Origin of the sequence: Rhizobium sp. WYJ-E13 (assembly GCF_018987265.1) — a bacterium.
Taxonomy (GTDB): domain Bacteria; phylum Pseudomonadota; class Alphaproteobacteria; order Rhizobiales; family Rhizobiaceae; genus Rhizobium.
The window spans coordinates 49,832-73,813 of the sequence record NZ_CP076855.1 but is presented as its reverse complement, the minus strand read 5'-3'; the positions used below and the strand labels follow the sequence as shown (position 1 = coordinate 73,813).

Below are 23,982 nucleotides of genomic sequence, written 5' to 3'. Positions count from 1 at the left end.
GCGAGGTCCCATGGCATCATCTCCTTCCGTCAGCCGCAATTAGATCTTGCAAATGTCGCTTCCTAATCTCGCGCGGTATGACGCTTTTCGGCACATCCTTACCGCCTATTCGACCCGGACGGCGTCGTGTTTCGCCCTGTCTTCGCCGAGCGGATCTCGAGCAAGATCGGCAAATTCGCGCAGGATGGCCTTCGAACTATCCTCTGTCAGGCGCTTCGAGAGGGTCTCGATCAAGACATCGACATCTGCGTTCAACTCCATCGGGTCGAACGGGACCGCATCAGCGTGGTCAAAAATTGCGTCGTTCAAGGCCTTGATGTCCTCTCCGAATGCGTCACGAACATCCTGTCGCCGCAGGATGGCCGAGTTAGGGGGAATTCCAGCTTCGTGCTGGAGATCCGAAGGGCGATCAAGCCGACGTCGCGGTCGTGGAGACCCCTGATAGACATTACGATCCAGCTTCGCCTGATCTATCTCGATATGGACGTCCTCGGCCTCAATGGGGCCGGAAGCGCGCGCCGCTGGGCGCTTTGCTTGGGTATTGACCGTCGCACCGTATTGCTTTTTCTGCGCAACCTGGTCTTCCTCCCGAGGCTGGTCCTCTGAAACGCTGACTTCGCGCGTTTCATCGAGATCCAGACGCTGTCGCAGTTCGTCGAGCGAGGAGATATAGACGTGACGTACGCCCTCCTTGACGGTAAAGCGCACGCTCTGCGGCTGCCGGAGTCGCTCAACGGTAGCTAAATTGACGTCCATTGCAGTGCCCTGCATTTGGCTCGCCATTCTTGAGAACGCGGTCGTTTCAGGTGCCGCCGCGCCCGGCGAGAGAGCCTCACTATCGCCAATCGTCCACTCGACCGGCTCCATGCAGGGCTTGGTTATCGGCTTGAACTTCCGCACTTTCGAAAACATCCGTTCGCCGCCGGAATCGAGCTTCATGATGCGCATGAGCGGCATGCCCGTAACCTGGAGGATCGCCTCCTCCGGCTTCATCATCATCAGCGTGTTGACGGGAAGCAGGTCCACGGACACCGGCACCTTCGAGATGGATCGTTGCCGCCGACCATGGCGATGGGAGTAAGAGGACTGCTCGACCCACTCGGTCGTCCTGCCGGCTGCGGCAGAGACGGCGGCTGCGTCTTCCTGGTTCTGGAAGTTCATGAACAGCTTGATCGTGGACGCGCCCATCAGGATCTTCTGCCCGGATCGCTGATACAGTCGTTCGAGCTGCGCGCCATCCTGCAGGATAAAGACAAAGCGAACACCGTTCTTGCGGATCAATGGCGCAAGCGTCAGGACGGTATCTATTCGCCCACCATTACCAAACTCGTCGAGCATCATCAGCACTTCGTGCTCTCCGTTGCGCAACGGTCCCATCTGCACGAGCTTGTCGGCCATCTGCTGGATGAACATCGAAATCAGCCGCTCGTAGATCTGCATCGCATTCCAGTCGGCCTGAACGAAGATCACCAATTTCCGCTTTCTGATCGTGTCGATCGGGATCGTTGTGATGGAGGTCAGCGCCTCCACCAGAGGGTTCTGCAAAAAATTGAGCTTGGCGACGATCTCCGCCGCGATCCCCTCTCCGAGCTTTTCGTGCCGGCCCGCGAATTTGGTGAGCTGCATGCGGGTCTGATCGGAAAGAACGGCTTCGTAGTTCTCCAAGAGCTGGATAATCGCCTTGCGCTCGTCCGACATCGAATTGAGGATGCGATAGAGTTCGCTCAGCGACTTGCGGGTATCAGGGCATTCGAGCACGAAGCCAAGCATAGCCGTCAGAAGGATTCTGGCGCTCTCCTCCCAGAAATCCGATGAATCAGAGCGCAGACGCTCGGGCAACAGCATCTGCGTCAACTTCTGCAGGTCGGTGATCCGCTGGTTCGGGTCAGCGCTGATGAGGTCAAGTGGATTATAGCCGTCCGTAAATCTGGAGCCTGCCGCCAGCAGGAAAATCTCGTAACCCTTATCCTTCAGATATCCCGAGGTTTCCTCGAAGAGCTCGCCGCTCATGTCGAGGACCACCTGCGATCCCTTAAAACTCATCATCGTCGGGATGACGAAGCCGCGCGACTTGCCCTGCCCCGGCGAGCCGATGACCATCACATGCTGATCGCCGTCATTGCGCAGAAGAAGGCCCTGTTTGAGGCCGAGAACGATGCCGTGCTTATCGCGCAGCCGGAAATCGGCGGCATCTTTCAGGGTTGCCAGCCGTGCCTTGCCCATGACCATGCGTTGGCGCTTCTGGATCGCCGCACCGATCGGAAATCCAACGAGGGCTCCGGCCGCCGCCAGACCGGCGAGAGCGGCGAACACAGTCTGCCGTGAGGGCCGCAGAAACGTACCGGCCGCGTCGGTGGCTCCAAAGGGTGCCTGATACATCGCCGCAAGATGAGCGCCATAATAGTCCGCAACTCCGGCTAACCCACCGGCCTTGCTTGCAACGAGATAAAAGACCGTTCCGTACACAATGACAGCGGCATAGGCGGCAGCGAATATCAGTGCCGTATGCGCGACAAGGGTGAACATCGACCTGACATGCAGGAGATAGAGGATTTTGCGCGATAGCGCCCTGCCCGCTTTCAGCATCCAGAGGCTCAGCAGGAAAAAGAGAAACGGCGATGCCAGAGCAAACGCCAGGATTGAGAGCCCGATGGTGTTCCGCGTGCGAATGATCGACCATGTGTAGGCCATGCCATCTGGAATAGGCGCCTGCCCGACATAGTCGTAATAGGAGGTCGACCCGAAGGATGTGACATAGGCGTCGTAGATCAGCGTGAAGAACAGCAGCCACACCAGCACGGCGCCGAGAACGACGACTGGGAAGGTAAAGGCCGAGACCTCCTGAAGCTTCGTCCACTTGGGGCGCTCAGCCTCTGTGTCCGTGGATACGCTTGCCATCTTCGTCCACCTCGTCGGCAAAATAGATTTCGCTGACACCGCGGCCGCCGGCGGCATCGCTTTTTTTTAATTGGACCACGATCGGGATGATCGAGCGGATGTAGCGGATGATATCGTCGCGCTCCATGCGGACATTGCTGTTCAGCACCAGCGTCGAGAGCCGGTTGAAAGCGTGATGCGGCGAGTTTGCGTGAATCGTCGACATCGACCCCGGATGACCGGTGTTGATTGCATTCAGGAAGTCGAATGCCTCGTTCCCACGAAGTTCGCCCATGAATATCCGATCCGGTCTGAGGCGCAGTGCGGAGGCCAGAAGGTCGGTCATCGTCACTCGCGCCTCGCCCTGGGCACCCTTTGAGACCAGCAGCGAGACGACGTTTTCCTGGCGCGGCTCCAGCTCGGCCGTGTCCTGCATCAGGATGAAACGCTCATGGTCCGGGATCGCCGTCAGCATCGTATTGAGGAAGGTCGTTTTGCCGGTGGACGTTCCGCCCGAGATCAACATGCTGCGATGGTTGATCGCCGCGAGCTCCAGAAACGCGCGCGCCTTCCCAATCCGCAGTAGGCGAGACAGCTCAATGTCGACATCATCGATATAGTCGTCACCCGTGACCTTGGTGAAGCGGAAGGCGCCGGCTTTCTCATAGTCATCGAGATCGAAGCGCCGGATGAACTGCTTGCGGATCGAAAACGCATGGCCCGTGGCGGAGGTCGGATTGAGCACGAACTGGACGCGCTCGCCGTTGGTGAGCGTTGCCGAGAGCAGCGGATTTTCAGCGTTGATGGTCTGCTTCGTGAACGAGGCCGCGCGCGACGCCATATGGCGGATCGCCTCCTGATCGAGCCCATCGACTTCTTGCCTGATCATGTTGAGCTGGCCGATCCGCTCGAGCCAGATCTCGTTGCTGCGCTGGCAGGAAATCTCGACCACGGCGGGATCGTCGAGAAACTGCCTGATGGGATCAAGCGCCTCGGACAGGAAATGCTGCTCGGCGGAGATCGAGGGGTGCGCGTTCATTTGCCCGCCTTCTTTCGTCGTAGACGTTCGAAAGCCTCGCGTACCGGGTCAGGATAAAGGTCCGAGAAATCGAGGTCCCTGGTGACAAAGACAGTGATGTCAGAGCCTTGAGCGATGTGGATCGTAGGCCGGATATTGCGCGTGTCCTGGAAGGCCTCGGTCGCAAGTTGCTGAATACCCGATGCGATCGTCTCGGCGGCAATCTCGCGCGCGCGATCCTGTGACGTAGTGCCGTTATCCTGCGGAATGCTGGTCACCGTCCCATCCGTGTTGACGATCGTGATGTTGCGATCCTGTTTCTGGCCGAGCTGAGCAACGTATTGCGTGACACCGCCGATCATCGTCATCAGCGCCGGCGGCCCGAACCGTTCCCAATATTTCCGGTCGACCGCACCCGTCATGCCGGAACGGCCGAGACGATCCGTGCCGTAGGAGCCGAGCTGGACCGAAACACCGTCGCCCCGGATCATCCGCGTCCAGACGATGAACAGGCGCTCCTGACCGCGTTCGACGCCGGATTTATAATCGCCGATCAGCGAGGAGCCGGCGGGTATCAGGATGCGCCGGCCATCGAAGGAGTAGACATCCTCCCGGACAATCGCCTTCACCATGCCGGCGAGGTCGGAATTGATGGCCGTTTCCAATGTGCCGCGGATCATCGTGCCCTGTGGGATCCAGGCATCGATACGGCGGTTCTCGGCAGCAACCGACACCTGTACCCCCTGCCCTCCCATGGCCTTCAGGAAGGCACGATCGCCATCCACAGCACCGCCCGCGTCCGACGGTGCGCCGGCGGGCGTGGCGGTTGAGCCGTTCGCACCGAACAAGCCGGCTCCCGTGGCGTCTGACGAAGCGCTTGCCGCCCCGCCTGCGCGTTCCGATTGATCGAAAACGACAGCGGTGGAGCGCACGCGCTCAAGCAGCTTAGCCTGCCTCGCAAGCTCGATGCATTTGGGATCGTCAGGATTTTTACCCCTCGAGCAGTCGACATCGGCCAGCGGCGCGACCTGGGCAGGCGCCGGGATGACGGGCGCCGGTGGCGGGGGTGGCGGAGGGGGTGGTGCCTCCGGCACCTGCACCGTCGGCAACGGTGGCGGCGCTGGCGGATTGAAGCCTTCGTTTCTAGGCGCCTGCACGGGGCGGAACTCTTCGTGCGGCGTATTGTCGATCGCCGGTTCCCGCTCGCCGCCGGAGAGAAGGAGATAGAGGAACACAGCAATGCCGGCGATTGCCGCCACCACGGCGATTGGCCGCATCAACCCAACCCCGGAGCGCCTTACCTGACCGCCGATCGCGGTGTCGTTGTCTATCGAATGATAGTTCGGATCAGACATCGTGCCTCCCTATCGTGATTTTGATGGTGCGCCAGCACCTGACGAACCGAGCCGCTTCGGCGCCACAGCACCCTCGATTGGCGCCGGCACATCGGCTGGAGCGGTCCTCAGATTGAACAGGCAGGTCTCGTTCTCGGTGCCGTAACGAAGCGTCCACTGCCGCGAGACGGTGTCGATGACAATGTAGTCGGCCTCACGGCGATAATTGACGAGGCTCTCGCGCCGCTTGTTATCGACAATGAAGATCGCCGGCACGTCGCCGGTGAACTTCATGAAGGTCTTCAAACCGTCATCGAACACCCACAAGGGCTTGGCGGCATCGCTTCCTTTGAAGCCATAGTCATAGTTGACCTTGTCGCGGCGGATGTTCTTGATGTTGGGATTGCGCTCTGCATCCTGCGCCTGCTTCCACAGTTCGGCCGTGCCCTTCAGCCCGGCGTCTTCCGGATAAATGAAGCGCAGCTTGAAGGTCTGGTTCTGGATCAACTTGCTGTCGTTGACCTCAAGATCGAATGAGTAGGTCCGTTTTGTCGTCACCACGGAGAGGTTTGTCGGCGCGTCTTTTTCCATCGGCTTCAGCGTGAGTGAGCGCCGGTCGGCCGATGTCAGGATCTGCCAGGAAACCGTGTCACCTGCGACCACCTGGGTAACCTCTTCGTCGGCACCGAAGAGGATGGTCGTCACCATTCCGTAAGTCCCGGTGACGACGAAGACCTGTTCGGCAGAATAGGGCAAGGTGCGTACGCGCGGATCGAGCCTGCCGGGCCGGGCAGTCAATTCCGCATGAACCGAAGAGGCCGTCAGCAGCAGTGACAGCATTATTCCGACACTCGCTCGCCTCATGGAGTGAGCCCCGAAGGCATGGTCTCGGGAACCTTGACGTATTCAGTGACGACAAAGCCGAGGGGGTTATAAAGCCGGACCCGGTTGCTGGCGGGGAGATTGATCTGGCGGTAGCGGATTGTCGCCGACCAGCGATTGACGACATCGCCGCCGCGGCGTCGCTCGCGCGTCTCGAAGCGGACCGACATTGTGGTGGCATTGAGCGGATTGACGGACAGGATTTCGGGTCGGATCTCGCCCGTCGTTCCCATGGTCTTGACCGGACCTCTTGGATTGGAAGGGTTCATCCACTCCGAATAGTCCTTGAAGGCTGGCGAATCGGGGTCCGACCAAAGAGCGATCATGTCGAAGTTCTCCGACAGATAACGGGGATCATAGGTTTCACGACGTATGACGTAGTTACCGACGAACGAGGCGCGGACGGCCTGGATTTCCGAAACGTTAGACCGGTCCTTGTCGAGTGTCGTCACCGTCTCCATGTAGCCCGTGTTCTTGTCGACGATGAGCGGCACGACCTCGGTGCGCACCAGCGGAAAGAGCTGCGCGACAGAAAAGGACAGGACGCCGGCAACCATCCATCCCGCTACCGCAAAGACGAGCAGGATGAGACCGATCAGAGTCCGCAGCGACCGGTTCTTCTCGCCCCAGGAGAGGTGCTGATCGTAGATCTCTTGTGGTCCTGGCGCACGATCGGCCGGCGCCGCCTTTAATTGCCTTTTGAACAATGCCAAGTTTCAAACCTCGAATTCGCAATGAGTAAAATCGGAGATCCTTGCCGCCTCCGCGTCATTCGCTGTTGCGCCGACGATTGGTGAGCATCCGACCAAGCGCACCGACGCCAGCGACACTGCTGCGGCCCGCAAGCGCTGCAGCCGTGACGGCGCCCCTCGGTCCGGCCAGCGTGCTAAGCGCTATGGCCGCGGCCTGCCCGGCGCGGGAATTGCTCGAAGAGAGGCGCCGGCGTGCGGTGTTGTAGGCGGTGTCCACGCCACCGCCGCCCGGGACGCCAGAGAAGGCTGCCCCGTAGGCAAAGCTGCGCGCGAAATCCGGCACCTGGAAGATGAAATAGGAGATCAGCGCGAGATAGAGCACCATCGCCAGCACGATCGCCAGTGCGTTCTCCTTGATCGCCATATCGCCGTTGATCGTGTCCATCATGCCGATGAGAAAACCGAAGGACAGTCCGGCCATGATGTAAGTGAAGAGCAGCATGAACATGCCGTAGGCAACGCCCCTCACCCAGGCGTCGAAGACGAAACGGCTGATGCCGAAGAAATAGCAGAGGATGGCGATCGGACCGATGGCCAACATGACGGCGGTGATCATCTTGGCAAAGAGCGTGACGCCGGTGAGGATCAGCAGCATCGGCAGGAGGCCGAACACCAGCACGATAAAGACAACCACGGCGCCGGTCACATTCGGCAGCCACCCGGATTCGTAAGAATTGAAGAGCTGCATGGCAAAGTCGTAGACCTTGCGGGCCATGCTGGCGACTTGCTGGGCGATGTCCGCACCAGCCGATTGACCGCCCATCGCCGAGGATATGGCCGATCCCAGATCCTGCGGCGCCGACAGCACGAACTGGCCGATATTGTCGTAGAACAGCGCCCAGGACATGATGAGAGTATAGGCAAGCGTGATCTTGAAGGCGGTGATCGCCATGTCCTGAAGGGAAACGCTCGATAGCCCGAGCGCGCCCCAAAGGAAGTAGAGGATCAGGAAGATCGCCAGGATGGCGGAAACAAGGTTTCTGTTTTCGGCAAACAGCCCCCAGGCGCGTTCCAGCGACGCCTCGTTGATCTTGTCGAAATATCGAAGCGCGTCGCCATAAAAGTTTATCGCGTAGCTGACGGGATCCATGTGTCATCCTGAAAATTATTGACCGGTCGCATCGGGCCGCAATCGTCCTTGACGGGACCCGCCAGCGCGTTCTCAGCGGCCGTGGTCGCGGGCTCGGATACGAAACCAAGGGCCGGCACCGGATTTTCGTCGGCCGAGCATTTTGCCAGCTGTTCGTATTTCCCGGCGCAACCGGCAAGCGCCGCGCAGCTGAGCATCAACACGAGAACCGCCCTCACTGGTTCTGATCCTCGAAGGCCTTCAACTGATCGCGAACGGAAGCGCCCTGCGGCTCTGTTCCGCCGTCACGCATGACGCTGTCGGGTAGGGGCGCAAAGGTTTTGAGGTTCTGCGATGAGGTAGCGAGGGCGGCTTTATATTGCTGGTTCAGGAGCATGACCTGGTTGTTGAGCGAGCCGACGGCTTCGTTGGCAGTTTGGTTGCCCTGCAACACCATTTGGGTGTTCTGCTCCAGCGCCCCTTTCAGGTCCTTCGCCGTTCCGATCTGCTGTGTGGCCTGCATGAATGAATTCTGCCGGTCCTTGGTGGCGCTGTTCATCGCGTCGGTCAGGGCCGTCAGCGTCGTCAGCGCGTTGATTCCTTGGGAATAGGCTTGATTGGCGCCCGAGAGCTCACCGCCCTTGACAGTATCAACCACCATTTTCACGAGGTTGAGGCCATTGATCAGCTTGGCTGCGGTATTCTGGAACTGGCCACCGATGCCTCCGAACACCGCCGCGTTGCTGGAGAGCACCGAGTTGAAATCCGGAGCCTGTCCCATGGTGAAGCCATTGCCGGTGGCGAGCTTGGCAAATTGGCTCGCATCCTGCGTTCGGTCGCCAGTGATCGCCGCCAAGGTCTTCGTGGTGTTGTCCTTGACGATCGATGTGTCGTCCCGGATGCTGTTTGAAAGCTTTTCGATCTCCTTGCTTACCGCGATATTGTCTGCGTCCTTGACCGGAACTTGGGCATAAGCCTGAGGGACGAAAACGATGGCAACGGCCGCTGCGATCACTGCTGTCTTCATGTGCCTAACCTCTCCTGTGCTAATTCTCCGTCGGCCTGGAATCAACGACCGTGACGAGGCCGAGTGCGGGATCCTGCAACGCCGTGAAGGTCGCGACCGCGCCATTTGCACGTGCCTCGTCCTGCAGGTCGGACAGCCAGTGCTGGATCTGTTCTGTGGTGGCGTTGGACGGAACAGCGAAGCAGCGCGTGCCGCCGGTGTCGATGATGTTGGTCGGGCACCGGATCTCGGCCATGACAAGTGACCCGTCATGGTCTTTAGAATTTCCGCCACCACTGCCCCGAAGACTTGCGGACGAGGATTGCAGGCCAGACTGAAGGCGCTGCAGATACTGCTGGTTCGCAGCGAGCGACTTTCCAAGCAGCTCGTTCCAAACCGAACCTCGTTCGATCTGTGCCTGCGTGTTACGGTCGACCGCCTTCTTCAGCTGCTCGCCGCAGCCGTTTCTGTAGCTCGCAGTTTCCGGCTCGGCTGTACCCTCCGCCGGTGTGTTATCACCGTTCTGGGCCTTGTTACGGGCATAGTAGGCCGAGACCTTTTTGACGTAGTCCTGCGTCTCCGGAATGTTGGGAATCTGACCGTTCTGCAGTGACTGCCGATACGGACCGGCATTGTAGCCGGCGGCGATGAGATCATAGCGGTCTCCGAACATCCCCTGGAGCTGCTTGATGTATTTGACGCCGCCACGAATATTGTCGCGCGTGTCATAAGGGTTGACGCCGAGCTGTGCGAGGGTGCCCGGCATCAATTGCATGACGCCGGTGGCGCCGACCGCGGAGCGCGCCGACTGGCGGAACCGCGACTCCTGCTCGGCGATCGCCATCGCAAAGTTCGGATCGACGCCCTGCCGGATCGCCTCCTGTTGGACCATGCTGGCAATTTCCTGCTGGCTTGGCGTCCGAGACGATGGCGCTGCCGGCGCGGTTCCTCCTCCCATGCCATCGGCGGAGCAATCGGCCGGCGAGCCCGAACCCCCACCGGGCGCAACGCTATCGGTCGTTCCGCCCGAAGCGCCTTTGACCTTCCGAGTATCGGCCTGATAGGACTGATGCCAGTTCTGGGTCTCCTGCTGGATCTTCTGGCGCGCCTGGTCAATGACCGGGACCTGGGCATGGCTTGTGCCGACGGGGAAGACGAGAGCGAGGGCCAAGACGCCGGCTGCGGTTTTCTCAAGACGCTTTGCGTTTTTCATCGACCGTCACCCCATCCCAGTCGCAGAATTTCGAGAGCCAGTTCTTTGGATCCTCGCCATACTCGTCGAGCAACATCTCGACTTCGCGCACAGTCTCCTCGCGGCCAGAAAGCACCTTGATGAACTCCGGCATGTGGGACATGTCGACGCGAGCAATCACGCTGTTCTTTGCCTGTTTGATCAGCATGAAACGGGAGCTTGGATCGCCGTTCTTGACCCATTCGAACTCCGCTCGCGATAGGCCGAAATGCTCCATGTAGGAGCTTTCGTCAGCCTTTGGATTTGCGAAGAAGATGTTCGTTGACGTCTGTTCGATAATCGTGCGGCTGACGTTCGATCGCACTACATCGTCGGCTGACTGCGTGCCGAAGATAACCAGACCGTTCCTTTTTCGGATGGTCTTAAAATAGTCCTTCATGGTGCGCTTGAATTCGTCGTCGTCGAGCAGCTTCCAGGCTTCGTCCATCAGGTTGATGATTGGCGCCTTGCCGTCGTAGATCGCGTCCAGCCGGTGAAACATGTAGAGAAGGGCTGCGGTGCGCACCGTAGGATCATCCAGGATCGACGTCATGTCGAAGCCGATCATCGGCCTGGAGATGTCGAGATTGTCATCCGCGTTATCGAACAGCCAGGCGTACGGTCCCTTGTCGACCCATTTGTCGAGCCGGGCGATCAGGCTGCCCTCGGTCCGCTCGCTCCCCGCGAGCAGTGCCCTGAGCGACGAGAGGCGGCGATACGACCTGTCCTTCGTTTTGAGAACGGATTTGATCGCATTGCGGATGATCGTCTCTTCCTGCGGCGTCAGGCTTTCGCCTTCCTTCGCAGGCTTTAGCATGAAGCTCAGGAGCCCGTAGAGGAAGACTCGGTTCTCCTCATTGTCGTCGAGCAGCAGTGGATTCCATCCTGACGGCTGGCCGGGCTCCAGCGACATGTAGGTTCCGCCCGCCGCTCGTACCATGATATCGAGACCACGGTCCTTGTCGAAGACGATCGTCTTCAGGCGCGGACTGACGCGATAGGCTTGCAGGATCAGGAAGGCCATGATCACAGTCTTGCCGGACCCGGTGGGACCGAAGACGGTCGTATGCCCGACGTCACCTTGGTGGAAGTTGAAGAAGAAGGGCGTGCCTGAGGTCGTTTCGAAGATCGTGATCGCCGGCCCCCAGTGGTTGCCGTCAGGTTTGCCGTAGGGATAGGCGTGAAAGCTGCTCAAACCGGCGCAGTTGAGTGTCGAGATTAGTGCGCGGCGTGCGATATAAGCCTGGTTGCCCGGCAGTTGCGCCCAATAAGCAGGCTCCGCATTCAGGTCCTCGCGGACATAGGAGGCGCCGAGTGCGCCAAGTTCATTGCCGATCAGCGCCACCGCATCGTCAAGCTGGGCAGTGGTTTTCGCAACCGGCATCACCGTGAGATGATGCTCGGTGAAGGCTACCCGTTTGCGGGCGAGTTCGTCCCGAGCGATATCGAGATTGGCCTGGACACTCGATCCGCCTTCGTCGGCCTTCGACATCTGTCGGTCCAGCCGTTCGATCCGACTGCGCGCCGCCATATCGTCGACAAAGGACATCGACTGTGTCAGCACCAGCTCAAATGGCAGTTTGAGGATATAGTCGAACATGCCCGCCCCGGTCTCTGGCGGATATTCCTTCAAGGAGACCATCGCTGCGTAGCGATCATCGTCCGATCTATCGCCCTGCAGGTGAATGATACGGTTGCCGATCGACGTTCGGCGCGCCGGCAGCATCTCGTCAATCGGAATGTTACCAAGACGGATCGGCCGGACGCGTCCGCCATTCAGCAGTGTGTAGAAGAACTCGCATTGTTCGGAGAACCAAATTTTCCGCGCGGCTTCGTCGACGGCCATATCTTCAGAGACATCGCGGAAGACTTTTCTGTTGTCGCCGAGGCCAGCTTGAACGCGTTGGACGTCGCGGAGGACCTTCGGCCCATAGACAGAAAGCGATTTCTCAAGTGCTCGTGTTGCCTCGACCAGCTTGTCGCGCATCGCGCGGAACTGCTCCTTGCGCACGATCGTACCGCCTGCGCCCATGAGGCGGGACAGCGCCGATCCCTTTCGGAACATGGGGCGCACGACGAGAGAAACATAAGTGTCGTTCACGAACATCTCGTTCTTCGAGATGCTTGACTGGTAGACGTGATCGAGGCGCTCCATGAAGGGATCGGCGAAGACTGACGGCAACGATGGCGCAACCTTACGTCTGATCACATGGGAATAGAGTGCGAAGCTACCGATCGAGGAGATCGCACGGAAGGCGGCGTTGCGCTGCCGCTGAAGCATATTGATCGTTTCGATATCGGCCGTCTCGAAGGAAAAGCCGGTGAGCTTCAGCGTCGAGACGAGGCAGTCGTTCTTCAGGCGGATGATGCCGTTTTCGATTGGAACATAGAAAGGGACGTGCGTTGCGACGCGGCGATCGGCGAAAATTTCCCATCCCTTCGTGAGACTTCCCTTCAGCGATCTCGCCATCGTGTTCATCGCTTACACTCCGTAGGTTCTGACGCCGCCACCGAGCTTGCGACCAAGAGGGTTGACGCCGCACATGCTAAGGCGTCCCACAATCTCGAAGAACCAGAGGTCGAGCTTGACAGTCAGAACGTAGAGAATGCCGTGCAGGACGACGAACGAGACCGGGAACCAGAGGATGGACCCAAGAATCATGAAGGCCATCAGCGAGACGAAGCACTCGGCCAGGAAATAGGTATAGGGAATCCCCATGACCGTAGGCGGACGGGTCAACGCGAGGATGACTGGATAGGATTCGATATAGTCGTCGCCACCGTCAGCGTCGTTGCCTACCGCCATGGTCACGCTCCCCCACCGGCGAGGAAGTCGACGAGCTCGGCTGCCGCGAACATGCCGGCTAGGCAACCGGCGACGCGCAGGAGAGCGCCCCAGGACCAGTATCCGAAAGCAGCAGCCAGGAACATGCCGATGAATGCGATGGCTCCGACAGATCGACCGAAGGGCCCAGTAAAGAATTGCACGAGGCGATCAGCGGCCTGCTGGAGACGATCCAGGTTTTGGGCGGCCGCCGGCTCATATTGACTGACGAGCAAGATCAGGCTCGCGGCAAGCACGATAGCCGCGTTACCAAGCCATTTTCGACGGGCCATCGAGGACCATGCAACGCTGCTATAGAGAATGGCCGTGTGGAGTGCCAAAGCGATCGGATTCATTGAGACACCTCTTCCTTCACAATTTTGAGCGGCCCGCCGGTGTTCTTCCGCTTCTCCTCATTCTGAGGACGAACGTCTGGCGGGATCGGCGCTGCGACTGAGAAAACAAGCATGGGGGATTTGGCCCGCTCTGCAGGTCCGGTGTGGCGCCTGGAACTGGGCGCGAACACTGACGAAGAGCCGGCTATTGGGACGGTCGGACCGGCCGCCGTGCCAGTGTAGTATCCGACGACACGAGTGACGTAGTCTGCGGTTTCGCGGATCAACGGCAGAGAATGGCGAAGGTCCACGTTGGGCTCACCCGCATTATAGGCGGCGGCGACCAGCACAGGATTTCTGTACTTGGCGATCAGAATGCGAAGAAAACGCGTGCCAGCGCGGATGTTCTGTTCGGGATCGGTCAGATCGTTCGCACCGAAAGCATCACCAATCCGCGGCATAACCTGCATCAGGCCGACGGCGCCAGCGGGACTAACGAGGCGTGGATCGAAACTGGCATTCTCAGCTCGCATGACCGACAGCACCCAATTCGGGTCAACCTTCTCGTCGCCGGCGATCACCAATGCGAGCTTGGAATAGGCTTCGGGAATTCCGGATAGAAGACTAGGACGGGCCAAGGTAGGCGGCGCGCTGACATCGATATGAGGCTGGGTTGCCGAAACGCTGGCCGGAAGACCAGACTTCTGATCATGCGAGTATACGCTGATAAGCGAATGCACCGCGCTGTCGCGCCGTGCATTCGTGTTGTCAGCCGCATCTCCGGATGAACGTCCAGCCCTCTCCCACCTCTTGATCGCATCTAACGAGGAGGAGCTAGCGCGGAGCGGATCTTCAGCGATTGATCCGCCAAACCGCTCGTCGAAGTTGGCGGAATCGATCGTCGGCACATCGTGCGTCGAAGGAACGAAGCCAGATGGCGCCGGATTTGCCCGCGGTACGAGCGCAACTTTGTTTGCCTTCGGCTCAAGGCCGCTGGAACGATGATCGACCTGTGCCGGTATTTCCGAAGTGAGGTCACCGCCGCCGCCGTCTGGTCCGGAAGCAAAACCCGTGAGCAATAAGGCGGACGATCCGGCGATCCACAATGCGCTTCGCGACCATGTGTTGTGCTGTCTGTTTTCAGGCGAAAGCGGGACGCGATCCATGGCTGAACCAGTGCAAATTATACTGCGGTATAAGAATTTGAACTGCATTCCTTTACGGAAATCAACCCAAAACTTTAGCTTTAGTATAATTATGCGCTCGCAGCAGAACTTAAGGCGGATCGTTTCGCGTTAAAAATCAATCGCGTAGGCGCGACCACTTGTCTGAAGTCCAGCGATACCGGAGCTGTTCGTGGTCACCTAAAATGCGTGCGAGCTGCACGGCGGTACCGCCCTTAACCAATACCGAACCTGCATCAGCGCCCGAGCGGCCAACCGAGATTCGGCAAACGAAATTGGGCAATTCCGGTTGTATCCTCGTCACCTGATAGCAGGACTCGACTTGGTAGGGTTGGCCGCCGCCGGCAATCGACAGGCCTCTCTCCTGGACGGGACCAAGCCGCTGGCGTCCGAATTCGGTGCCATACTCCAGCTGGCACTCGGCGATGTTGTCCCGATAGGCTTTGCAAGCTGGGAGGCTGAGATACACGAACGGCGCTGGCGGCTGTGGTCGCTCATTCTGATGACCACATCCGGCCAGCACCATCATCGTGGCCAGAGATCCGAAGAGCTTCGTGAAAATCCGCATGGTGTTGCTTTCTAGCTTGCCTGCCGATAACCGGCATGTTCGAGGGCTTCGAGAAAAAGATCGCGGGCAAGCCCACAATAGGGTGAGGATGCCCGAGCTAGGTGAAGCTGGGTAAGCACCAGTCCAAGATCGAAAATGGTTGTCACCACGTCCTTCAAGTCATCGTTCAAGGCGTCCCGCAACATCTCGCGACCATCGTGCCCTTTGACCACGATGGCGTAGTCGTCTCGTGCAATGCTATGCCAGAGCTCGATCGTGCCGGTTTCGCCGATTGCGTTCTCGGTGTCGCAGATGAGCAGGAGTGCGTAATCCGGATCGCACATCGCGCTCTCCTCTATCGACGTCTCCCCACGAAATTCCGTCAGCACCACGTCAGAGGCAAATAAGAGCAAGCGCTCGTTCACCAAAAGGCGCTTCTGGCCAAGCCGAACAAAGCCGTTCATGACAGCGGAGCGGATTGCTGCGGGCGGAAGGTTTTCAGCACAGTGTTCGCAGATCGATGTCAGTTGGCCATCGAGAAAGGCAAAGGTGCTGTGGAAGCGGTTGACGATGAATCGCTCAATATGTTCTGTCTCGCCTCCTAGCGCCTCGACGAAAGCGAACGCATCAAGCGTTTTGCGAGGCTTCGCGAGTATATCGGTTCCTGATGCGGACCCTGGGTCCCCGACCAGGCTCGAAGGGCCAACGACGATAGCGGCGGACCTTGTCTGCGCACCACAGCCGGGGCAGTCTGCAGAGAATGGCACGCTGTACCATTCTTTCGTCAGGAGGGATCGAACGTGTATCAGAGTCAAACCCGCTTCTTGATTTAATGGTCTATCGCCCGACCGACCGCAGTGCTCGAAGAAGAAAATTATACTTCAGTATAAGTATCAGCGCCTCACGTTTCGCTCAAGCGGGAAAATTGAAACATGCGGAGCTCGTTGGAGCGTGGGTCGTTACAGAATTTCGGATGCTTTACATCGATCGTCTTGGGGATGAATCATAGAGTTGATGGTCAAGGATGCGGGGACTGCTTGCGTCCCTCTCTCTCCTTGATCTGACGTATCTCGGCGAGCTGGCCCTTGAGGACATCGAGCGCATCTCGTCTTTCGACAAATTCTCCAAAGGAACATGGCGGAGTAGCACCTCCAGCGCATCGCCAAGCCGCCCGATCTGCCTGCCATAGCTGCCGACCTCGTCTAGAATGGTCTGCTCTGTCTGAGGCGCGGGCGTCGATCCGAGATCGATGTTGATGAACCCGGACTGCGCTCCCTGCTGGTAGAACGTCCACGGATTGATGGCTTGCCAAAGCTTCCCTGGCGCCACCGCAAAGCTGAAGGATTTCATTAAGAGGCCCTCGTGGTTGAAGGCGGCAGTGTAAATGAAGGAAGAATGTCTGGCGATCTCGCTTATCGAAATCTCCGCGAACAAGGGGATGATGCTGCTATCCAAAACAACGGCAGACATTGTTTTCCAGAGCGGACCCATTTGCGAAACCGAACGTGTCACCTTTCGAACGTGATCGACTTAAAAACTCGCCAACAACCAGTCTGCCGATGCGCTATATCTCCCGTTAGTCATGGCACCTATTCTCTCATTCGGGCATTCCCCTATTCACCGAGAGTGCGTCTGAGATAATCACGAAAGAGCTCGTTCGCGGATTCGCACACATCAGCATTCGCACAATGACCGGTTAGCCCATTCACCGATTCGCCGATGCGCCGAGTTGCCGGATCGCGAGATCGCCGATCCGCCTATTTGCGCGTCGAGCGATTCACTGATCGCGCACTGCGCGCACTCGCAGATCCGCTCATTCACCTGTTCGCGCATTCGCCGATGCGCGTAGCGAGCAAACCGGCTATTCACCTGATCGCGGAAGCGCTCAGACGCATATTCGCTGATCAGCGCCCTTCCGACCGGGCGGCCCGCCCTCCTCTCCGCCTCCCCTTTCCGGCTCCATGAGCTTTGCCGCCGAACATCATTCTCGGCCGGGCACCCGACCTAACGCGGCTGCGGTTGGGCTCAATCAGATAATCGCCCCTCGGGCGAAACGGCTATTGGTATACCAATAGCCTATCCTGCCATCTCTCACCAAAACGGTCTTGCCGTGGTGCCCGAGGCGCTCATGCTGTTGCGAGTCATCAGACAAAGCAACAGCTATCACAGGCTCAGGCCTGTGATCCACGCCGAAGGAATAGCACGACGGCAAGACCGTTTTGGTGAGAGATGCTGAAGCGAACCGTCGTCGTGAGCTGCCGGGATGGCCGTGACCGCAGGGAACGGGCATCGATGGCCGGCGAACGATGAGACGGCGAGCGCACCGCAGGAGATGGGGATCATCTGACGCGAATGCCCGAAGCATGAGGGCGCAGCATAAGGTGATCCCCATCTCCGTCTTGCTTGGGGAAGTCGCGGCAGCGTCCGCCTACCGGCCCGAAAGGCCGGGCGGGTCTCGACCCGCACCACAGGGAGAGGGGAGCTTAAGGGGAGAGGCGGCAAGTCTCTCCCCTCAAGACCACGTGCAGGCTCGATGGCGGCAAGCGGTCATGCCTGCAGAAGAGACGAAAGACGGCCAGAGCCGCCTCTCTTCCCGCATCAATCGTAGACGACGCGTGCGATGCTGATGGCGATGCTCGCCTCATTGCGGATGGAGCGGACGATCGGCGCGAGGGTGCCCAACTCGTCATCCGTGAGGGCGACAAGCCTCGGATAGCTGATCTCGATGCCGTCGCAGTCTGCCGACAGTGCGTTGTGCCACTCGCCGCCGTTCACCCGGTATTCGTAGGTGTCGACGTCGATTTCAAGGTCGTCGAGCAGCGTGATCCGGAAACGCGCGAAGCATTCCTCTTCGCCATGAAGCTGAAAGGTGGCGAAGCCTTCTTCGTCCGTGTCATTGACGAGCTGGCGCTCCAGCGCCATGATGGATCGCAGCCGCGCAATTGCCGCTGCCAGCCCTTCGGCAAGCTCGTCATGCAGTTCCAGCAAGAATTCGTCCTCGCAACCGATGCGATTTGCGAACACGATGAGCCTAAAGCCCGCAAGCGCTGCGAGCTGATGAACGTTGTACCACTCATCGGACATATCAGTGTCTCCTTTCCGTCTCTGACGGAAGGAGGCCGCACTGTAGCCGCGAGGGGTCAGGGATCGCGGAACGCGACCGCCAGCGGCGGCAAGCGGAGGAGCCGATTTTCTGGCCATGGCCCGAAGGGGCGGCGGCCGAAAATTGGAGGGGCCGCGCGGTCCTTGACGCCGGAGTGGCGGGTGCAAAATGCGACGTCAGAGAGAGATAGACCACGGCGCCGCCAGCGCCGTGTCCGTATCCGGCGTCCAGCCGGCTATCCTGTCTATGTTCGACCATTGTCGTGGAGTAGTCGCGCCGCCAATGCGGCAGTCGCGAGAGGGGCGTTAACCGAATGGGACGAAACCCGCCAGGGGTTCGGTGAGCGCAGCTCATAGCACCGTCCGCCGCAGGCGGCTCGTCCGGATCATCCCGCCGGCAATCCATCATCGCCATGAATCGATCACCGCCGACCGATTCAAATGTCTCGTTGGACGCAGAGTCTGCCTTGTCCGATTCTGCCTGTCATGATCGCGCAGCCCTACCAGCTCTATGTCGAACGCAAGGACGCCTCGAAAAACATGGCACGCTACTATGCGATGTCGATCGAGCCAACCCTGTTCGGGCAGGCCTGCCTGACACGGCGCTGGGGACGGATCGGTTCTCGAGGCCAAAGGCTGGTGCACCATTTTGAGCGGGAGGAGGAAGCCGTTGGACTCTTCCTCGAACTTCTGCGGCAGAAGCGGAAGCGCGGCTACGGCCCGAAACCGCATCCTCGATGAGACGATTGTCTGATCGGTAGCGGAAGGAGGCCTGGCGAAGCGAAGCTTCGAGCCTGAGGTGGCGGTCGATCCGGCGCATCAGGCCAGCTGACATGGCGAAAGCCACTCTCAGAAGGGTGGCTCGGCGTCGATTGTGCCCTCCTGCTCCGCGATGATCACCGCCAGCTCGGCGCGCGCCAGCTCCAGTTCGATTTCGATCTCGCGGCGTTCGGCCAGGTCGATTGCTTCGCGCAGTTCGAGGTGAAGCTCTTCGATGTGTTGTTCCAGAAGCATCGTCGTCTCCTTGACGTTTGTGAAAGACGGCGCGGGCGGTCATGGGGCGTGGCGGAGTCAAGGATCGCGGAACGCGACCGCCAGCGGCGGCGGGTGGGGGAGCCGATTTTGTCGAAGCGCAGGGAACCGGAGCGGAGGCAAAATTGGGGGAACCACTCGTCCTTGAGGCCGGCATGTTGCCATGACATCCTCGGACGGACTGAGCAGACATTCCCTCTCCGTATCGCACCCGAACGCGAGGACGGGCTCGATGCCCGTCTTCGGGCTAAACTAAGACCCGACCACGTGAATAACTGTGGAGATCGGGGCTTTCCGCTCTATTTGCAGCAGCGTGTCGATGACAGTTCCTGATGGCGATGGCAGGGATTCTGCGTCTGACACGATGCGGAGAATAAAATGACTACGACCAATGAAATCGCCGACAAGATAGCAAGCGAACATGGCCTGACCAAGGTGCAGGGCAAGGCCATCGTCGAGGCGGTAATCGCTTCTATTACCGAAGCCGCGGTTGCCGGTAATGAGACGTCCCTGCCCGGCTTCGGCAAGTTTAAAGTGAAAGCCACGCCGGAGCGCGAGGCACGCAACCCAGCGACCGGCGCGACCATCAAGGTCGCCGCGGCTAAGAAGCTGAGCTTCCAGCCGGCCAAGGCGCTCAAAGACGCGCTCAACAAGTGACATGACGAAAGCCCCGCTCGTGTCGAGCGGGGCTTTCGGTCGGACCGTCAGCGGCGCGTGTTGCGCGACCAGATGAGCTGCAGGCCGTCCTGGCCCTGAACTTCCGTCAGCGTCGCGTAGATCGGCGCAGCGAAGCTCGGATCGTCGAGCTTGATGGAGATGTAATCGCGCTCGCTCTCACGGGCCTGCTTCTGCCAACCGGCGCCGAATTCGACATTGCCGGCCAGCACCCTGAAATCCGGTGCGTCGTCGGATGAGCGTTCGACCCGGACGATCTTGGCTTTGACGTTGAGGTTGAGCGTCTTGATGGTGCCGGAAAAGCCGTTTTCGGAAGCGGTGAAAGAGCCGATGGTTGCCATTGTCTTGATCCTTTTCGGTTGCTCGGGCCGCGCCCATCGCGGTCTCGATGGCTGTCGATGAGACCGGAAACGATCGGACCGCACCCATCGGGCCGTAACGAAGTGAAGGACGGCCTTTGGCCGAGGCTTTCTTGTCTCGCGAGGAATGGGCGCGCAGCGACCAGGGGAAGAAAACGAGCAGGCCGTTGCGGGAAGACGATCGAGCCGAGCTTGCGAGGCGGTTTTTGGTCAGACAAGCCGCATCGAGACCGCAATGGGCGAGCCGCTGCTTTGAGAAGGCGCGACACTGGCATTGGCGGCAGAGACGACGCGATCTCGAGACGCAGGTCTGCACGACGTTCACCCTGAATTGCTGCCTGTCGTAGCGTGGCTGCAAGCCAGTAGATAACCGGAGCCGTGTAGCGCTCTGGCCACTGAATCAGAGCGTAGCGACCTCTCAAGCAGCAATTGCGCGGGAAAACACGGCTCGCCGGCATTGACATTAAGTCGCGGCGAATCAAATGCTTGCCCGCCTGACAGAGGAGAACACTGATGGCCGACGAAACCACGATTGAAACAACTGCGACCACCGAAGCGCCAGCGGCAGCGCCCGCCGATAAGAAGACCCGCAAGCCTCGGGCACCGAAGGCTTTGGCTGAAGCTAACACCGTCGATGCTACTGCTGCACCCGTTGAAAAGCCGGCCAAGAAGACGCGTGCGAAGCGCGCCTCCAAGCCGGCTCCGGTCAAGGCTGAAAAGGCGGTTACCGCACCGAAGGCGGCCGTCACTCGCAAGCCCCCCGTCAAAGCTGCGGCCTCCGCTCCGGTCGCCACCCCTGTTGACGTCATTGACGATATCGCCGACCTGATCAAGCTTGAGGAAGAGAACAAGCAGCTTCGCAAGGAGCTCTCCGAAAAGCTGCGCGCCGAGAACGCGGATTTGCGCAAGCGCCTTGGCAAGGCCTGAGGTCTGGATTTTAAGCGGCGCCACATGCCCACATGCGATGGCGCCGCCAATCTTCATTTGATAGTGCCGGGACCACGGCGGACCCAGCAAATAGAAATGACTGCGGCAATGTCCTGCCGCCTTGCTTTGAAGGTTGTATGTGATGAGAACACCATGGAGATTTGTGGCTGACCTGGTGTCGCGTAAACCGAAACCACATGGTCATGACGAGAGTCCAGCACTCGCACAGAAGACCATTGCTCTCGAATACAAGCCTGTTCCCGAAGAGGAACAACCTGCCCTTGACGAGACTGCAGTCGACCGCTCCGCTGAGTCCGGCTCTGAGGCGCAAGTCGAGGCAAGCCTGCTCGAACCAGATGCTGGCTCCACGGACACCGAAACGGCGGCACCAGTTGCAGTGGAAACTCCTGCGGCCCTAGTTGATATCCAGGAGCCCACAAATATCTCCGCCCCGCACCAGCTTGAGGACAAATCGGCTTCCCCCACGCGGATCCCTGCTGTCGAAACAAGCTTGAAGACATCGCCGACACGCCGGAAGAAGGTTGACGCGATTGTTAAGCCTGTGGTTTCTGCCGATCCAACCGGCCAGGTCGCTCCTGCCGTCGTTACTGCCCCGAAATCCTTCATGGATGAGATGGCCGATCTTGACGCGGAAGTCGATGCGTTGCGGCGGCAGCTTGCAAAGAAGCTCATCACGCAGAACGCGCAGTTGCGCAAGATGCTCGCCAGATTCGAGGTGCGCTAACCGCGCGCGGTCATTCCGATGGGGGAAAGCGCCCCGCTGGCGGAGCCCTTGCCCTTCATCAATCCCGGTTCGGGCGCAGCCAGATGAGCTGCAGACGGCCTTCGCGTCCATTTCGGGACGGGAAGGACGGATCATTGAGCTTGATCGAAACGGGCTTGGGGCTGGCACGGGGCCGGCAGCAAGATTGGGTGAAGTGAAGCCGACCGCACCAAGGTTCAACGGCATATGGACCGAGCTGCCGCGACCGGCGGTGGCGGCCGCTTTGAGCTTAGGCTGCAGCCTTCACATCCGCTTCCGGCTGCAGCGAATGCAGGAAGCTGACGGCCCGTTGCGCCTGCGCCGCTGCCTGGACGATAAATCGCTTGTCGTTCTGTAGCACCGTGAGCCACGACGCGAGATAGCTCGCATGATCTGCCCTTGGTTCCAATTCAGGAACAATACCGAGATCGGCCGCAAGGAAAACGGCACCAAGCTCGGCGATCAGTTCTTCGCGGGCCCGCTCCGACCGATCCTTGGCATAACGGGACAGATCGCGATTGAGCCGATGAGCGGCGCCAGCCCAATGGATTTGCTCATGGGCAAGGGTGGCATAATAACTCTCGACATCTCTAAAGGCTTCGATCGGCGGCATCTGGATAATGTCGGGTCCTGGTGCATAGAAGGCCTTGCTTCCGCCGTGACGGATGACGGCGCCGGTTGCCCGGAAAAAAGCGTCGGCATGGTCAAGGCGCTCGACAGGCTCTAACGGTGCTAGATCGGACCGGGCGCCGTAGCCTTCGGGAAGACCATCGATCTGCTCCAGATTGAAAACAGTGTAGGCCTTGAGAAACGGGATGTTGCGCTCGATGTCTTCGCCATTGCCGTCGGTTTCGGTCTTGGTGATGCGGTTGGCGTAGACGACCATAGAGCCGGTCTCGCCCTTGCGGACATTGCCGCCGAGCTCAAGCGCCTGGCGAAAGGTCATCCACATCGCCGAGCCATAACCGCGTCTCGCCGCCTCCGACCACAGGAGGAGAACGTTGACGCCGGAATAGGGTTCGCCGTTGAAGCGCAGCGGGCGAGACACGTGATTGCCGAGATGGCCGGATCCCCATGGCTGAATCCAGGGGCGCACGCCGCGTTCAAGTTCGCCGATCAGAATGTCCGTGATGCGCGCATAGACATCCGGGCGGTTCTCGTTCTTCTGACTTGCCTTCTTCATTGTCCTGTCCTTCCGATTTTCGCAGACCGCGCCGATCGCGGTCCGTCACGGCGGTCGACCAGCGCGGGGCGGAGGCGGCGCACCCGGCTGAAATCCGTGCCTGTCATCGTGGGTCGTTGCCGGGCCGGAACGGCAGTGGAGGACGGCTTGCCCGTTGCGCTGACACTTCTCCGTCCCGCGCTAGACCGCGACCCGGGAAGGACCGTGATCGGTGTGACGGCTTGCCAGCGACACGAAAAAAGCCCGGTACGCGCCGGGCTTTCGATCTCAAGGGAGGGTCTGCCGTCTCAATCGAAGGCGGACATTTGTAGCGTGGCCGCCTTCTGGTCGATCGAGCTTGACGGTGCTGGTGCACCCGTCCGCTCGTAGGGTTTCCAGGCCTCGCCGGTGATCTCCTCGTAGGCGCGGACCGCACCCTCGGCTGCCATTCGCAACACATGGGCTTGCAGCCCCATGTCGGCGGCGAACTCGCGCTTGCGCTGAGCGCGGCTATCGAAGCCGACCGGCCCTTCGAGGTCCTCGTCGCGGAACTCGCTGGCAAGCTTGGTGGTGAGGTCGCGTGCCTCGGTGACCGATCGGCTGTAGAACTGCCCAGCGCCATAGGCGGAGCCGATAAACGAGCCGACCATGCGCTGCATGTGGATCTGCATGGCCTTTTCGCCGAGTCCGTCCTTCAGCGCCTCGGCGCTATCGATCAGTTGGCTGTAATGGAGCTCGCGAATGCCGTCGCTGTCGATGACCGGAAGGCCGAAGCTTTCAGAGATGCGCAGCGCCTGGGCGCTGTCGGGGCAGGCGTGGCGGACCATTTCCAGAGTGGTGGCGCGCTGGGCGGCGGGACGGGCTTTCGGGGCGGAACGGTTGAGCGATGCCATGATCGGTGTC

Annotated in this window: 23 protein-coding genes and 1 pseudogene; 4 read left to right on the top strand and 20 right to left on the bottom strand. The window is 59.7% G+C overall.

Annotated features, from left to right (window positions below; genetic code table 11):
• Positions 1-105: 105 nt before the first annotated feature.
• The 16 genes and pseudogenes from KQ933_RS31755 to KQ933_RS31680 all read right to left on the bottom strand — a co-directional run bounded on the left by KQ933_RS31755 (position 106) and on the right by KQ933_RS31680 (position 18,143).
• Complete coding sequence (locus KQ933_RS31755; protein WP_216761213.1) at positions 106-2,898, bottom strand: type IV secretory system conjugative DNA transfer family protein; 2,793 nt, start codon at positions 2,896-2,898, stop codon at positions 106-108.
• A complete protein-coding gene (virB11, locus tag KQ933_RS31750; RefSeq protein ID WP_216761212.1) occupies positions 2,867-3,916 on the bottom strand; it encodes a P-type DNA transfer ATPase VirB11 in 1,050 nt (349 codons plus the stop codon). Before virB11 ends, KQ933_RS31755 begins: the two co-directional genes overlap by 32 nt.
• The gene (gene virB10 / locus KQ933_RS31745) at positions 3,913-5,250 is read right to left on the bottom strand and encodes a type IV secretion system protein VirB10 (RefSeq protein ID WP_216761211.1); all 1,338 of its coding nucleotides are present in this window, start codon (positions 5,248-5,250) and stop codon (positions 3,913-3,915) included. The genes virB11 and virB10 overlap by 4 nt, the downstream gene beginning before the upstream one ends.
• A 9-nt stretch (positions 5,251-5,259) precedes the next feature.
• Positions 5,260-6,069 (bottom strand): TrbG/VirB9 family P-type conjugative transfer protein, encoded by an 810-nt coding sequence (locus KQ933_RS31740; RefSeq protein WP_253958486.1) that lies wholly within the window; start codon positions 6,067-6,069, stop codon positions 5,260-5,262.
• Positions 6,070-6,089: 20 nt separating this feature from the next.
• Positions 6,090-6,824: a virB8 family protein gene (locus tag KQ933_RS31735; RefSeq protein ID WP_216761209.1), complete on the bottom strand. Its 735-nt coding sequence runs from the start codon at positions 6,822-6,824 to the stop codon at positions 6,090-6,092.
• Between the two features lie 55 nt (positions 6,825-6,879).
• Positions 6,880-7,953, bottom strand: a complete 1,074-nt coding sequence (locus tag KQ933_RS31730) for a type IV secretion system protein (RefSeq protein WP_216761208.1) — start codon at positions 7,951-7,953, stop codon at positions 6,880-6,882.
• Between the two features lie 214 nt (positions 7,954-8,167).
• Positions 8,168-8,959, bottom strand: coding sequence for a conjugal transfer protein (locus KQ933_RS31725; protein WP_216761207.1), 792 nt, complete (start codon positions 8,957-8,959; stop codon positions 8,168-8,170).
• A 19-nt stretch (positions 8,960-8,978) separates the two neighbouring features.
• Positions 8,979-10,151: a lytic transglycosylase domain-containing protein gene (locus KQ933_RS31720; protein WP_216761206.1), complete on the bottom strand. Its 1,173-nt coding sequence runs from the start codon at positions 10,149-10,151 to the stop codon at positions 8,979-8,981.
• Positions 10,129-12,648, bottom strand: a complete 2,520-nt coding sequence (locus KQ933_RS31715; RefSeq protein ID WP_216761205.1) for a VirB4 family type IV secretion/conjugal transfer ATPase — start codon at positions 12,646-12,648, stop codon at positions 10,129-10,131. Before KQ933_RS31715 ends, KQ933_RS31720 begins: the two co-directional genes overlap by 23 nt.
• Positions 12,649-12,651: 3 nt before the next feature.
• Entirely contained in the window at positions 12,652-12,975 is a 324-nt protein-coding gene (locus tag KQ933_RS31710) for a VirB3 family type IV secretion system protein (protein WP_216761204.1), read from the bottom strand.
• 2 nt (positions 12,976-12,977) lie between these two features.
• Entirely contained in the window at positions 12,978-13,349 is a 372-nt protein-coding gene (locus KQ933_RS31705) for a TrbC/VirB2 family protein (RefSeq protein WP_112704615.1), read from the bottom strand.
• Positions 13,346-14,494: a lytic transglycosylase domain-containing protein gene (locus KQ933_RS31700; RefSeq protein WP_216761203.1), complete on the bottom strand. Its 1,149-nt coding sequence runs from the start codon at positions 14,492-14,494 to the stop codon at positions 13,346-13,348. Before KQ933_RS31700 ends, KQ933_RS31705 begins: the two co-directional genes overlap by 4 nt.
• Positions 14,495-14,630: 136 nt before the next feature.
• On the bottom strand, positions 14,631-15,080 hold the full coding sequence (locus tag KQ933_RS31695) for a hypothetical protein (protein WP_216761202.1): 450 nt from the start codon (positions 15,078-15,080) through the stop codon (positions 14,631-14,633).
• An 11-nt stretch (positions 15,081-15,091) separates the two neighbouring features.
• On the bottom strand, positions 15,092-15,826 hold the full coding sequence (locus KQ933_RS31690; RefSeq protein WP_253958485.1) for a hypothetical protein: 735 nt from the start codon (positions 15,824-15,826) through the stop codon (positions 15,092-15,094).
• Positions 15,827-16,077: 251 nt separating this feature from the next.
• Positions 16,078-16,409 (bottom strand): annotated as a pseudogene (locus KQ933_RS31685) (hypothetical protein).
• Positions 16,410-17,657: 1,248 nt separating this feature from the next.
• On the bottom strand, positions 17,658-18,143 hold the full coding sequence (locus KQ933_RS31680; RefSeq protein ID WP_216761201.1) for a hypothetical protein: 486 nt from the start codon (positions 18,141-18,143) through the stop codon (positions 17,658-17,660).
• 504 nt (positions 18,144-18,647) lie between these two features.
• Here KQ933_RS31680 and KQ933_RS31675 point away from each other — a divergent pair.
• The gene (locus KQ933_RS31675) at positions 18,648-18,902 is read left to right on the top strand and encodes a WGR domain-containing protein (protein ID WP_216761200.1); all 255 of its coding nucleotides are present in this window, start codon (positions 18,648-18,650) and stop codon (positions 18,900-18,902) included.
• Positions 18,903-19,010: 108 nt separating this feature from the next.
• Here KQ933_RS31675 and KQ933_RS31670 read toward each other — a convergent pair whose 3' ends face one another.
• The gene (locus KQ933_RS31670) at positions 19,011-19,175 is read right to left on the bottom strand and encodes a hypothetical protein (RefSeq protein WP_216761199.1); all 165 of its coding nucleotides are present in this window, start codon (positions 19,173-19,175) and stop codon (positions 19,011-19,013) included.
• Between the two features lie 396 nt (positions 19,176-19,571).
• Here KQ933_RS31670 and KQ933_RS31665 point away from each other — a divergent pair, with 396 nt between their 5' ends.
• Positions 19,572-19,850: an HU family DNA-binding protein gene (locus KQ933_RS31665; protein WP_216761198.1), complete on the top strand. Its 279-nt coding sequence runs from the start codon at positions 19,572-19,574 to the stop codon at positions 19,848-19,850.
• A gap of 47 nt (positions 19,851-19,897) precedes the next feature.
• Here KQ933_RS31665 and KQ933_RS31660 read toward each other — a convergent pair whose 3' ends face one another.
• A complete protein-coding gene (locus tag KQ933_RS31660) occupies positions 19,898-20,209 on the bottom strand; it encodes a DUF736 domain-containing protein (protein ID WP_216761197.1) in 312 nt (103 codons plus the stop codon).
• Positions 20,210-20,740: 531 nt separating this feature from the next.
• On the opposite strand from KQ933_RS31660, the gene KQ933_RS31655 reads away from it, so the two are divergent.
• Together KQ933_RS31655 and KQ933_RS31650 are read left to right on the top strand one after the other, a co-directional pair.
• Positions 20,741-21,154, top strand: coding sequence for a hypothetical protein (locus KQ933_RS31655; protein WP_216761196.1), 414 nt, complete (start codon positions 20,741-20,743; stop codon positions 21,152-21,154).
• Positions 21,155-21,317: 163 nt separating this feature from the next.
• Complete coding sequence (locus tag KQ933_RS31650) at positions 21,318-21,899, top strand: hypothetical protein (protein ID WP_216761346.1); 582 nt, start codon at positions 21,318-21,320, stop codon at positions 21,897-21,899.
• Between the two features lie 268 nt (positions 21,900-22,167).
• Here the strand turns inward: KQ933_RS31650 and KQ933_RS31645 are convergent, their stop codons facing one another.
• Both KQ933_RS31645 and KQ933_RS31640 read right to left on the bottom strand, forming a co-directional pair.
• A complete protein-coding gene (locus KQ933_RS31645) occupies positions 22,168-23,100 on the bottom strand; it encodes an ArdC family protein (RefSeq protein WP_216761195.1) in 933 nt (310 codons plus the stop codon).
• A 287-nt stretch (positions 23,101-23,387) separates the two neighbouring features.
• Positions 23,388-23,972, bottom strand: a complete 585-nt coding sequence (locus KQ933_RS31640; protein ID WP_216761194.1) for a hypothetical protein — start codon at positions 23,970-23,972, stop codon at positions 23,388-23,390.
• Positions 23,973-23,982 lie beyond the last annotated feature (10 nt).